This window comes from Catenulispora pinisilvae, assembly GCF_015356865.1.
In the GTDB taxonomy this organism is placed as follows: Bacteria; Actinomycetota; Actinomycetes; order Streptomycetales; family Catenulisporaceae; genus Catenulispora; species Catenulispora pinisilvae.
Window position 1 is genome coordinate 1 of the sequence record NZ_JAAFZA010000295.1, and the last position, 11,357, is coordinate 11,357.

At 72.3% G+C, this 11,357-nt stretch carries 11 protein-coding genes; 4 read left to right on the top strand and 7 right to left on the bottom strand.

Annotated elements, in window-relative coordinates; all coding sequences use genetic code 11:
* Positions 1–46: 46 nt before the first annotated feature.
* Together IZR01_RS43570 and IZR01_RS43575 are read right to left on the bottom strand one after the other, a co-directional pair.
* Positions 47–1,231, bottom strand: coding sequence for an S-adenosylmethionine:tRNA ribosyltransferase-isomerase (locus tag IZR01_RS43570; protein ID WP_194898460.1), 1,185 nt, complete (start codon positions 1,229–1,231; stop codon positions 47–49).
* Position 1,232: 1 nt separating this feature from the next.
* Positions 1,233–2,012, bottom strand: coding sequence for an SDR family NAD(P)-dependent oxidoreductase (locus tag IZR01_RS43575; RefSeq protein WP_194927250.1), 780 nt, complete (start codon positions 2,010–2,012; stop codon positions 1,233–1,235).
* A 169-nt stretch (positions 2,013–2,181) separates the two neighbouring features.
* Here IZR01_RS43575 and IZR01_RS43580 point away from each other — a divergent pair, with 169 nt between their 5' ends.
* Both IZR01_RS43580 and IZR01_RS43585 read left to right on the top strand, forming a co-directional pair.
* Positions 2,182–3,375: a GAF domain-containing sensor histidine kinase gene (locus tag IZR01_RS43580; RefSeq protein WP_194898462.1), complete on the top strand. Its 1,194-nt coding sequence runs from the start codon at positions 2,182–2,184 to the stop codon at positions 3,373–3,375.
* Complete coding sequence (locus IZR01_RS43585; protein ID WP_194898463.1) at positions 3,359–4,078, top strand: response regulator; 720 nt, start codon at positions 3,359–3,361, stop codon at positions 4,076–4,078. The genes IZR01_RS43580 and IZR01_RS43585 overlap by 17 nt, the downstream gene beginning before the upstream one ends.
* Positions 4,079–4,089: 11 nt before the next feature.
* Here the strand turns inward: IZR01_RS43585 and IZR01_RS43590 are convergent, their stop codons facing one another.
* On the bottom strand, positions 4,090–5,175 hold the full coding sequence (locus tag IZR01_RS43590; protein ID WP_194927251.1) for a glycoside hydrolase family 113 protein: 1,086 nt from the start codon (positions 5,173–5,175) through the stop codon (positions 4,090–4,092).
* 98 nt (positions 5,176–5,273) lie between these two features.
* On the opposite strand from IZR01_RS43590, the gene IZR01_RS43595 reads away from it, so the two are divergent.
* A complete protein-coding gene (locus IZR01_RS43595) occupies positions 5,274–5,888 on the top strand; it encodes a TetR/AcrR family transcriptional regulator (RefSeq protein WP_194898465.1) in 615 nt (204 codons plus the stop codon).
* Between the two features lie 34 nt (positions 5,889–5,922).
* Here IZR01_RS43595 and IZR01_RS43600 read toward each other — a convergent pair whose 3' ends face one another.
* The 4 genes from IZR01_RS43600 to IZR01_RS43615 all read right to left on the bottom strand — a co-directional run bounded on the left by IZR01_RS43600 (position 5,923) and on the right by IZR01_RS43615 (position 10,673).
* Positions 5,923–6,510: a GNAT family N-acetyltransferase gene (locus tag IZR01_RS43600; RefSeq protein ID WP_194898466.1), complete on the bottom strand. Its 588-nt coding sequence runs from the start codon at positions 6,508–6,510 to the stop codon at positions 5,923–5,925.
* Positions 6,507–8,891, bottom strand: coding sequence for an acyltransferase family protein (locus IZR01_RS43605; RefSeq protein WP_194927252.1), 2,385 nt, complete (start codon positions 8,889–8,891; stop codon positions 6,507–6,509). The genes IZR01_RS43600 and IZR01_RS43605 overlap by 4 nt, the downstream gene beginning before the upstream one ends.
* A 169-nt stretch (positions 8,892–9,060) precedes the next feature.
* Positions 9,061–9,843: a glycosyltransferase family 2 protein gene (locus IZR01_RS43610; protein ID WP_323747267.1), complete on the bottom strand. Its 783-nt coding sequence runs from the start codon at positions 9,841–9,843 to the stop codon at positions 9,061–9,063.
* 44 nt (positions 9,844–9,887) lie between these two features.
* Positions 9,888–10,673 carry a hypothetical protein gene (locus tag IZR01_RS43615; protein WP_323747268.1) on the bottom strand — a complete coding sequence of 262 codons (786 nt, stop codon included), beginning with the start codon at positions 10,671–10,673 and terminating at the stop codon, positions 9,888–9,890.
* A gap of 213 nt (positions 10,674–10,886) precedes the next feature.
* Here IZR01_RS43615 and IZR01_RS43620 point away from each other — a divergent pair.
* The coding region (locus IZR01_RS43620; protein ID WP_194927255.1) for an MFS transporter at positions 10,887–11,357 on the top strand (471 nt) is incomplete at its 3' end.

Genomic DNA, 11,357 nt, shown 5'->3' on the forward strand with positions numbered 1-11,357 from the left:
GCCCCACCCCGCCCGAACCGGGCTGGAGCAGTCCAGCCCGGCAGCCTCACCGCCGCAGCAGCAGGTTCACGTCCCCGAACTCGTGCCACAGATACCGCGCCGCCAGCGCCGCGTCGTAGCTGGCCCGGATCAGCCGGGGCCCGGCGATCGCCGTCAGCATCAGCAGATGCGATGCCTGCGGCTCGTGAAATCCGGTCAGCAGGCCGTCGACGGCACGTACGCCGCGCTCCGGGGTGATGATCAGCTCGGTCCATCCCTGCCCGGCGTGGACCGTCCCCTCCTCATCGGCCACCGACTCCAGCGCCCGCACCGCGGTGGTGCCGATCGCGATCACCCGGCCGCCGCGGGAGCGGACGTGGTTGACCAGCTCCGCCGTGGCCGCGGGGACCGAGTACCACTCGGCGTAGGGCTTCTCGTGCGCCTCGGGCGAGGCCACGCCGGTGTGCAGCGTGATCGGCGCGATGTACACGCCCTTGGCCACCAGCCGCGCCACCACGTCGGCCGAGAACGGCCGGGCCGCGCTGGGCATCTCGGCGCTGCCCGGGACGGCCGCGAAGACCGTCTGGTACGCGGCGAGCGGCCAGTCCCGGTCGACGTAGTCGTAGCGGATCGCGCGGCCGTGCCGGTTCAGGTAGTCGGCCACCGAGGTGCCCAGGTCCAGCCGGGCCACCCACAGCCGCCGGGTGTAGGGCCGCAGCAGGGTGACCGTCGCGCCGCCGGTGACCCGCAGCCGCAGGCCGGGGACCGCCGGGCTGTCCGGGTCCGGCGAACCCGGCTCCAGCGCGAACGGCTTGGTCGACCCGTCGCCCATCGGCCGTCGCAGCTCGATGATCCACGCGTCCGGGTCCTGCGGCGTCCCGGTCGAGACGTGCAGCACCACCGGCGCGCCGCTGTCCGGGTCCACGGCGTCCAGCGCCGCCGGCAGCGTCCCGGAGTTGTTCACGACCAGCAGGTCCCCAGCCTCCAGCACGTCCGGCAGATCGGTGAACACGTAGTGCCCGACCTCGGGATCGTCCGCTCCGCGGCCGCGGGCGACCAGCAGCCGCACGCCGTCCCGCTCCAGGCCGCGGGCCTCGGCGGGCTTGTGGGCCAGCAGGTCCGGGCAGAGGCTGAACCCGGCGTCCAGCGGTCCGGAGACCGCCGGTCCGGCCGGCGGTGTCGGTGTCGGCGTCGACGCCGACTCGCACGAGGCCGCGCACACGACAGTGGGCTCATGCAGCAGGATCGTCATATCAGGCCACCTCCGCATCGGCCGTCGCGCGCCGGGATCCGGCCAGGTCGAGCGCCTGGTAGCGGCCGGACGGGCGGCGCTCGTCGATCAGCCGCAGGAAGGCCGGCACCACGGTCTGCGGCAACGGCAGGCCGCTGATGTCCTCGCCGGGGAAGGCGTCCTGGTGCATCTGTGTCTGCAAGTCGCCGGGGTCCACGGCCCAGACCCGGATCGTGGTCTCCTCCAGCGCCAGGATCGCCGAGGCGTGGTCCAGCGCGGCCTTGGAGGCGCCGTAACCGCCCCAGCCCTCGTAGGGCTCCACGGCGGCGTCGGAGGAGATGTTGATCAGCTCTCCGCCGTGCTCGCGCAGCTGCGGCAGCAGCAGTTGGGCCAGGGCCAGCGGCGCCACCACGTTCACCGCGAACGTCTCCACCAGCGCGTCCAGCGGGAAGCCGGCCAGCGAGGGCATCGGGGAGGCGCCGAGGCTGGAGGCGTTGTTCACCAGCAGGCTGGCCCCGCCGAGATTGGCCGCGGCCTCGGTGAGGTCGGCGCGGTGTGCCTCGTCGGTGACGTCTCCGGCCAGCGCGACGACCGTGGTGAGCTTGGACAGCTCGTAGTCGGCGGCGGCCAGGCGCTCCGGGGTCCGGGCGTCGATCACCAGCGACCAGCCGCGTTCGGCCAGGCCGCGGGCCAGCGCCAGGCCCAGGCCCTGCGAGGCGCCGGTGATGACGGCCACCGGGTTGCTGCCGTTCCAGGCGCCGGCCGGGCCGGTCGTCTCGGTCTGCTTCGTAGTCGTGTTCATGCCCTTCACCCTGCTCCGCGCCCCGGCCGCCGGGATCGGGCCGGGGACCGGAATCCGCCACGGCCCTTGGTCCTAGGTCCAGCGGCCTAGGCCCGACCGGTCCCGCGCCCGATGGGGCCCGGCGATCATCGGCGCTACGGTGTCGATATGAGGTCGAGATGAGGTCCGGATGAGTCCCCAGAACGCGCTGGACACGATGCGCCGGCTGTCCGCGGCCGTCCTGGCGGTCAGCCGGCACCTGGCCACCGACGAGGTACTCCAGACCATCGTGGCCACCGCCCGCGAGCTGATCGGCGCCGAATACGCCGCCCTGGGCATCCCGGACGGCGCCGGCAGCTTCGCGCAGTTCCTGGTTGACGGCGTCACCGACGAGCAGTGGGCGGCGATCGGCCCGCTCCCCCGCCAGCACGGCATGCTCGCCGTGATGCTCCACGACCCGGCCCCGCAGCGGCTGGCGGACATCCGCCAGGACCCGCGCTTCGGCTGGTGGCCCAAGGCGCACCCGGTGATGAGCGCCTTCCTGGGCCAGCAGATCCGCGACGGCGAGGAGATCCTGGGCGCCCTGTTCCTGGCCAACAAGCCCGGCGGCTTCACAGGCGACGACGAGGAACTGCTCGGCGTCCTGGCCGGCCACGCCGCGATCGCCCTGCGCCACGCCCGGCTGTACGAGCGCGAACGCGAACTGGCCATCACCCGCGAGCGCAACCGTCTGGCCCGCGAACTGCACGACGCCGTGGCCCAGAAACTGTTCGCCCTGCGCCTGACCTCCCAGGCCGCCGCCGACCTCTTGGACGCCGCCGACACCGACGACTCCGACAAAGCCCGGGCCCGCGCCCGAGCCGAACTCGACCAAGTCGCCGCCCTGGCCCGCGAAGCCGCCGAGGAACTGCGCTCGGTGGTCGTGGAACTGCGGCCGGCCGAGTTGGAGGAGGACGGCCTCGCGGTGACCCTGCGCAAGCACGTCGAGGTCCTGGACCGGGTGAACCTGACCGCCGGCGGCCCCCGGGTCGCCTTCGAGGGCGCCGACGTCAAGGGCCTGTCACCGGCCGCCGAGGAGGTCCTGCTGCGGGTGGCGCAGGAGGCGCTGCACAACGCCCTGCGCCACGCCGAGGCGAGCACCATCAACGTGCGCCTGGCCGAGCGCTGCCCGGCCGGCACCAACGCCTGCGGCGGCGCCTTCCTGGAAGTGGACGACGACGGCATCGGCTTCGACCCCGGCGCGGTCCGCCGCGCCGGCCGCAGCCTGGGCCTGGTGTCGATGCGGGACCGCGCCAAATCGGTACGCGGACGCCTGGACGTCACCTCGGCGCCCGGGCAGGGAACGAAGATCCGGCTGGAGGTGGACCGTGGGCGCGCGGCCTGAGGTCATCAGGGTATTGATCGCGGACGACCACCGCATGGTCCGCCAGGGCCTGCGCACCTTCCTGGAACTCCAGGACGGCATCGAGGTGGTCGGCGAAGCGGCGGACGGCGCCGAATGCGCCCAGATCGCGGCCGAGCTGAAGCCCGACGTGATCCTCCTGGACCTGGTGATGCCCGGCGTGGACGGCGTCGCCGCGATGGAACTGCTGCGCGAGGCCGGCTCCACGGCCCGGGTCCTGGTCGTGACCAGCTTCACCGACCGCCGCATGATCGTCCCGGCGATCAAGGCCGGGGCCCGCGGCTACGTCTATAAGGACGTCGACCCGTCGGCACTGGCCGCGGCCGTGCGCTCCGTACACGCCGGCCACGTGCTGCTGGAACCCGAAGTGGCCGCCGCGCTGCTCGACTCAGGGAGCAGCGGCAGCGGAGCAGACAGCGGCTCAGCAGCCCCGGCACTCACCGCCCGCGAACGCGAAGTCCTGATACTGATCGCGCGGGGACGCTCCAACCGCGAGATCGCCCGAACGCTGGTCCTGGCCGAGAAGACGGTCAAGACGCACGTCTCCAACATCCTGATGAAGCTCGGCGTCGCCGACCGCACACAGGCCGCGCTGTGGGCGGTGCGGCACGGGATAGCGCCGGAGGATGAGGAGCCGTCGCGTTCGGTCGGGCGAGGAGCTTCTTCGGGCAGTCAGCAGGGATAGTCCCGCCGCTCTCAGCCGACCCCGGCGGCCCTGGCCGACCGGGCCGACCGGGCCGACCGGGCCAGCCCGAACTCCGCCACTGCCCCGAACGCGGCTTTGGGCTCCCAGCCCAACTCCGCGTACTCCCCCTCGGCAACCCCCGGCGGCAGCACCCTGACGATGCCGTAGCTCGCGGTGTCGAAGTCCCGCTCCGGCTCGTTCTCGCGGTCGCCGAGTGTCTGCTCGTCCCAGCGCGCGAAGGTGTAGACGAAGGCCGCGTCCACCCCGCCTTCGTCATACAGGCCAAGCATTTCTCGCAGATACGCGGCCTGCTCCTGCTCGTCCCGGATCTTCCCCTCAGCCATCCGGACCGGCCGCCCGTCCTGGCCCCACTCGGCGACCGCGTCTTCGCGCCCCGCGACGGCGGCGGCGCCGCGGAACGTGCCGCAGCCGAACTCGGTGACGGCGAACGGCTTGCCCTGCGCGACTTCTGCGACCTGCGCGCGCAGCGTTTCGCTGAAGGCCGCCTCGTTGGTGGCGTTGCGGTAGCCGGCGTCGGAGGCGATGAGGTCGAAGGGCGTCCAGTCCACGGCTTCGAAGGCGACCGAGCAGTAGCCGACCCGGCCCTGGAATCGGGCCCTGACCCCGGCCGCGACCCGCGCCAGGAACGCGTTGAGGTCCGCGTTCAGCTGCGGCAGCAACGCCCGGAACCGCGCCGGATCGCCCAGAACCGCCGCGCGCTCCTGGAAAGTGGCACCCGGCAGGAAGCCGTCGGTGAACAGCGAGATCTCCGAGCCGGTGAGGAACACGACGCGCGCCCCGGCCGCTCGCAGCCGCTCGGCGCGCTCGGCCGCGTCGAGGAGGAAGGCCAGCAACTCGTCCTGAGTCAGGCCGTTGGTGAACGGCGCGTACCAGACCTCCAGCCCGGCCTCGGCCGCGGCCCGGGCCGCGAGCTCCAGCCGGTCGGCGACGCCGCCGGTGATCCGCACCGCGTCGCAGTGCAGCACCTCGCGGATGACGCGCATCTCAACCTGGACAATGTCTGGCGGGAACGGTTCGTGGTTGGTGGTGCCGGCGCTGGTGAAGCCGGTGTCGTAGGTGATGCCGAAGGCGCGCATCGCTGTCTCCGATCCGTGGGCCGACTGAGGCCGACCAGGTCGACGTAGGCCAACTTAGGGTACGGAGCGTACCCTATTTTCGAGAGGAAGATCCGGCGATGAGCCCCGACCAGCAGCGCGACACCCCGACCAGGCGCCGAGGCGCGGCGTTGGAGGACGCGATCCTGCGCGCCGCGGCCGGCGAGCTCCGCGAGTCCGGGTACGCGGGCATGACGATGGACCGCGTGGCGCAGCGCGCCGGGACCAACAAGAACGCGATCTACCGGCGCTGGCCGACCCGCGCCGCCCTCGGCATCGCCGCGTACCGGCGCATCGTCGACACGGAGCTCCAGGTCCCGGACACCGGCGCGCTGCGCACCGACGCGCTGGCGCTGCTGCGGGCGGCGAACGCCACCTGGTCCTCCCCGCAAGGTGCTGTGTTGCGGGCCCTGCTCACGGCGGTCGGCGACGACCCCGACCTGCTCACGCTGCTGCGCACGCAGACCGGCGGCAACGCCATGGACGCGGCGTGGCTGACGCTGCTGGAACGCGCCGTGGCCCGGAGCGAGGCGCCGCCGGAAGCCGTCCACCCGCGGGTGGCGTCGGTGCCGGTCACGGTGCTGCGCGGCGAGTACGCACTACGCGGTCTGCCGGAGGTGCCGGACGACGTGCTGGTCGAGATCGTGGAAGAGATCTTCCTACCGCTGGTACGCGGTCGGGCAGCGAGCTCCTGACCATCCGTGCCCTGACCATCCGTACCCTGACAGCTCAGAAGTCGATCCGCATGACGACCCGCCGCAACGTGGGCCGGCTGACCTCGACGAACCCGCAGTCCTCGAACATGGCCTTGGTCCCGACGTGCGTCTCGCCCCAAGGCACCGAATCCCCCGGCTCGACCACCATCGGATAAGCCTCCAACGCCTTGGCGCCCCGCTCCCGGGCGAACGGCACCGTGGCCTTGGCCAGCTCCCCAGCGATTCCCTGCTTCCGATGCCCCGGCCGGGTGTGGAAGCAGGTCACGGCCCAGACCCCGGAGTCGCCCTTGTCCTCGTCCCGCCCCTGCCACGGCACCCGGTTCCGGCGCAACGCACCGAACGCGGTCCGGGGCTCGACCGAGACCCACCCGACCGGCTCGCCCTCCCGGTAGGCGACCAGACCACTCGTGGTCCGCGCCTCCGGATCCCCGCACGAGGTCTGCGCCTGCAACCGGAAGGCCCGCTCCTCGTCGGAGACGGTGCGCCAATCGCTTCCCGGACTCTTGAACCGCTGGCAATAGCACCGGCAACCGTGACAGTTGGCGGACTTGAGAATCGCCTGCAAGTCCGACCAGCTCGCCTCGTTCGCCGGCACGATCACGACGACTTCGCCTCCAGCAGTTGGGGGATCGCGTTTCGCAAATATAGCCGCGCGCCCGGCTTGTAGTAGTGCACCCCGTCCCAGCGGTAGGAGCGGCTGGCGGCGATGGCCGGGTCCTGGCAGAACTGCGCCGGCGGGTACACCGCACGGACATGGTGCGCCGGGTCGTGGGCGTAGGCCGCCAGCAGCGCGTTGACGTGCGCGACGCGCGAGTCATCGCCACGCTCCGGCCACAGACCGCCGCCGCTGCCGGAGGTGTGGACGGGCCGGTAGCACGGCAGCAGCGCGAGATCGAGCTGATGCAGGCCGGTGGCCTTCAGAGTGCCGACCGCCTGAGCCAGCCGACCGGTGAAGTACGCGTCCCAGCCGGCGCTGCCGAACGGAAGCGCGGTCCCGTTCACCTGCTCGTCGAACAGGTCCCAGGCCCCGACCATCATCAGCGCGGCCTGGGCCCGGTCGCGGGAGATCCGGGAGGCCCACTTCGCCACCGTGCCGCCGCATTCGGCGTCCAGGTCCCGACGGTCCCCCGCCCCGCTGCTGATCCGCCCGCCGAGGAAGTCGCAGCCCTCGGTGGTGTCGTCGAAGAGCCGCAGGTATTCGGCGGTGTCCGGCGGCCGGTTGAGGTAGAGGGTCATCCCCTGCGAGTCGCCGATCAGCGCCACCCGCGGCGGATGCGCCGGACGCGGCGGCATCGCGGTCGGGTAGTTCGGGATCGCGTTGCCGACCGCCCCGGTGGTCGCGGCATGCGGTTCGGGCTGCGGCGCGGCGCCGCGCGGCCCGTCGAGAGCGGCGTCCGGGCGGTTGTCGACCGCGACGGCCCGCGCGTCGGCAGGGTGCGCGGCGGCGGTCGTGACCAGCGTGTCGGCGAGCATGGCGGCCGCCGCGACCACGGCCAGCGCCGATCCGGCGGTCGCCAGCGGCACGCCGAGTTCGCGGCGGCCGAAGGCCTCACGGGCGCGGGCAACGGCCCGGCCGAGGGCACCGTGCCGGACCGGCGTCTCGACGAAGCGGTAGGTCAGGTCGGCGAACAGCAGGGAGAGGACGACACGCACCAGGAAGACCGTCTGCGCGGGCCAGGCGACATCGGCGCCGGGGCGGGTGACGTCGAAGATCGGCCAGTGCCACAGGTAGAGCGCATAGGAGCGTTCGCCGAGCCAGACGAACATCCGGCGGGACAGCAGGCTGGCCACCGCGCTGCCCGCGACCAGGGTCCTGATGAGGACGGCCGACGCGACGGACACCGCGGCCAGGCCGAACGGGTAGAGCGTCGGCGAGGACGCCGGCACGGCCGCGAAGGCCCACACGATGCCGGCCAGGGTGAGGAAGGATGCGGATTCGGTGGCGATCCGGCGGTAGGAGGGCGCGGTCGACCGGTCCGCGGCGGCAGCCGCCTGCCGGGGCTGCCGGGGCTTCTCGCGGGCGATCTGCACGAGCGCTGCGAGCACACCGATCAGCAGCTCGAACGCGCGGGTGTCGGTGCCGTAGTAGACGCGAGAGGGGTCGCGCCAGGGCGAGTAGAGCATGACGCACAGGCCGATCGAGCAGGCGCTCAGCAAGGTGGCCCAGCCGACGGCGCGCCACAGAGCCCTGATCCGCTCGATGCGCTCCATCCGCGCGCCTTGCGGCGACCGCCCGAGCGCGACCAGCAGGAACGCCGGCCAGATCACGTAGAACTGCTCCTCGACAGCCAGCGACCACAGGTGCAGCAGCAGGCTCGGGCGACCGGTCCCGCCGAAGTAGGACTGGCCCTTGGCGACGAACCACCAGTTGGTGACGTAGAACAGCGAGGCGGTGGCGTCACTGCGGAAGCCGGCGGCCTCGCTCGGCAAGCGCAGGACCACGTAAGCGCAGACACCGGCCAGGACGACGAACAACGCGGGCAGCAGGCGGCGCGCACGGCGCCGGTAGAACCGGCCCAGGGCGACGGCGCCGGTCGCGAGGTATTCACGGGCGAGCAGGCCGGTGATGAGGTAGCCGGAAAGCACGAAGAAGACGTCGACGCCGAGGAAGCCGCCTCGGGCGTGGGAGAAGCCTGCGTGGTAGAGCAGGACGGCGGCGACGGCGAGGGCTCGGAGTCCGTCGAGGGCGGGGATACGGGACTTCGGCGTCGCGCTATCGGTTTCGCCGCGCGGTTCCGATTCCGGCTCTGGGTCCGATTCCGGTTCTGGGTCCGATTCCCGTTCCGGATCCGATGCCGATCCCCGTTCCGGCCCGCTGCGCCGAGTCGCCGTGCCGTCCGGCTCGATCCCGGCGATCGTCCGCAGCTCGGCGATCCGGTCGGGCCGCACCGCACCCCCGCCCCGCCCCGATGCCGTCCCGAACACCGGCAACTCGACGAAACGATGACGCGGAAGCGGCCGCGTCCCCTCCTCAGGCTCCATGGTGTCCGCCAAACTCAGTCTTCGGATCGGGCGGACCCGGAGGAACGCCGCGCCCCTGACTCCGGGGCACACCCGCTTATGCACCAATTGTCGCCGGGCATTAACGCGGTTCGGAGGGGCTTCGGAGCCGAATCACCCATCCAGCGGAGGGCGGACCCCATAAGGATGCTTATACGATGTGCGATTCCTCGCGGAACCTGGCCAGGAGCTCCCGGTAGCGCTGATCCGCGCCGGGGACCTCGGCGTAGTGCGCGGCGTGATGGGTCTGAGCCCACGTATAGAGCGGGTGGTCACGGTCTTCGGCCGCGTGGACGGCGGCCAGGCTGCCACGGCCGCGGTGGATGACGTGGCCGGCGGCGGTGAAGGGGAAGGCGGCCGTCGGGACGCCATGGCGGGCGGCCGAGGTCAGCAGGTCCGAAGCCGGGTCGCCGCCGTCGTTGAACGGCTCGATCGACGCCCGCCAGACCACGGCCGGGTCGAGGAGCAGCGAGAAGAGGCCGAAGACCCCGTCGGGGTGCCATTGGCTGAACTGCGGCTCGCCGACCACGACGGCAGAGTTCTGCCGGGCTGTCTCGACGGCGGCCGAGAGCACGTCGGGGCGGGTGGCCACGACGTCGGAGTCCAGGATCCAGATCCATTCCGGACGCGGGCCGGGGCGGGTGGCCAGGTGGGAGATTCCCTGGTTGAGCCCCGGGCCGTGCTGGCGGTTGTCGTCGTTGGCGAGCAGCGTGCAGACGCCGTCGTCCGCGGCCTGGGCCAGCATGCCGGCCGATCCGTCGCCGGAGCCGTTGTCGACGACCACGATCTCCAGGTTCGGCCAGGTCACGATCGTGCGCAGGGACCAGAGCAGGAAAGCGGTCAGCTCGCGGGTGTTGTAGGAGACGGTCAGGGCCGCGACCCGGCCGGCGTCGGTCTCTGGATCATCCGGCCACCACACCACGTCGCTCGTCACGGGCAGAAGACTGCCACGCGCGAAGGTTCGGCTACCTGTGGTTTTCAGCCACGCCGCAGTTGCCGCAGGGTCCATCCCCGCCCTGCGGGGTCAAGCCCCTGCGTCGCCGCGGTGAACAGCTCCGCCGCGCGCCGGTAGGACAGCCGTCCGCGGCCGGTCACCCTGCACCGGTCGCAGGCCGGAGTGCCTGCCGGCGCGCGCCGGTCGGTGAGGAACAGCGGGCCTGAGGGGCGGCCCGCGGCGAGCAGGGCCAGCAGGTTCCCGGTCGTCGGGCGCCAGTGCAGGGGTTCGCCGGGGACGCGCGGGTGGGTGCGGCGGCCGCTCGGGTCCAGGTCGGGGACGTCCAGGGTGAGGATGCGTTCGATGCCGCCGCCGCTGTCGTAGACGGCGTGCCACAGGGCTTGTTCGCGCAGCGGGGCGCGGAGGCGGAGTACGGCGCGCGCCTGGTCCTCGCTGAGCGGTTCGACCCCTGAGGCCGTCGCGGCGCGGCGGCGGATTCCGGCGGTCGGGTCGGAAGTCACCCATTCCCGGGCGCGCCACCAGGTCAGGGCACTGCGAAGGATCGCCAGTTCGCGGTTCGCGGTGCGGGCGCCGACCGCTGCTTCCCGGGCTGCGAATCCGGCTGCCAGCCGGGCGGGGGCCGTCGCGTGGTCGAGCAGGCCCAGCGGGACCACCGGCGCCGGGGCGCCTCGGCGGGCGGCTCCGACCGGGGATTCGCGGTCGACCAGCAGCCAGGCCCAGGTTGTGAGGGCGATTCGGTAGATCCGCTGCGAGGCCGCGCTCAGGCCCGCGGCGCCGAGGAACCGTTCTACCGCGACCGCGTACTCCACGGGCGGCGCGAACTCCTCTGAAATTACCGCAGTAAACACTACCCCTGCCTTCCCCTCATCGCTTCCCAGAGAAGTGTAATGCGGCGGGCAAGAGGGCTATTTACTGCGGTAAAAACGCCCCCCGATAAAGTTCAGGCAAAGAGACTCAACTTTGACGCAGAAAACTCTTGAGCGCCCTGTCGTTCGCGGGCGACGCTCCCCCACGTGTCTCGAATGTTCAGTGCTCTGGCCGACAAAGACTTCCGTTGGTTCTTCACCGGCTATCTCACTTCCAAGCTCGGCAGCGCCATGGCCCCGGTCGCCACCGCGTTCGCCGTCCTGCACACCGGGGTCGGGGCCGGCGGCCTGGGGTGGGTGATGGCCGCGCGGATCGTGCCGGTGATCCTGCTCCTGCTGCTCGGCGGGGTGTTCGCGGACCGGCTCGGCGGGCGGCCGGTGATGATCGCCTCCGATCTGCTGCGGTGCGGGGCGCAGGTGGCGTTCGGCGTGCTGCTGCTCACCGGGCACGCCACGCTCGTCGCGATGGCCGTCACCGCCGCGCTGTCCGGGATCGGCGAGGGCGTCTTCAGCCCGTCGCTCCAGGCGCTGATCCCGCGGCTCATCCCGGACAGCCGGCGCGGCGACGCGAACGCGCTGCTCAGCGTGGCCGTGTCCAGTGCCGGGGTGGCGGGGCCGGCGCTCGGC

Coding starts and splice junctions, on each gene's coding strand:
- IZR01_RS43570 (WP_194898460.1), bottom strand. CDS start 1,231: ATGACGATCCTGCTGCATGAGCCCACTGTCGTGTGCGCGGCCTCGTGC.
- IZR01_RS43575 (WP_194927250.1), bottom strand. CDS start 2,012: ATGAACACGACTACGAAGCAGACCGAGACGACCGGCCCGGCCGGCGCC.
- IZR01_RS43580 (WP_194898462.1), top strand. CDS start 2,182: ATGAGTCCCCAGAACGCGCTGGACACGATGCGCCGGCTGTCCGCGGCC.
- IZR01_RS43590 (WP_194927251.1), bottom strand. CDS start 5,175: ATGCGCGCCTTCGGCATCACCTACGACACCGGCTTCACCAGCGCCGGC.
- IZR01_RS43595 (WP_194898465.1), top strand. CDS start 5,274: ATGAGCCCCGACCAGCAGCGCGACACCCCGACCAGGCGCCGAGGCGCG.
- IZR01_RS43605 (WP_194927252.1), bottom strand. CDS start 8,891: ATGGAGCCTGAGGAGGGGACGCGGCCGCTTCCGCGTCATCGTTTCGTC.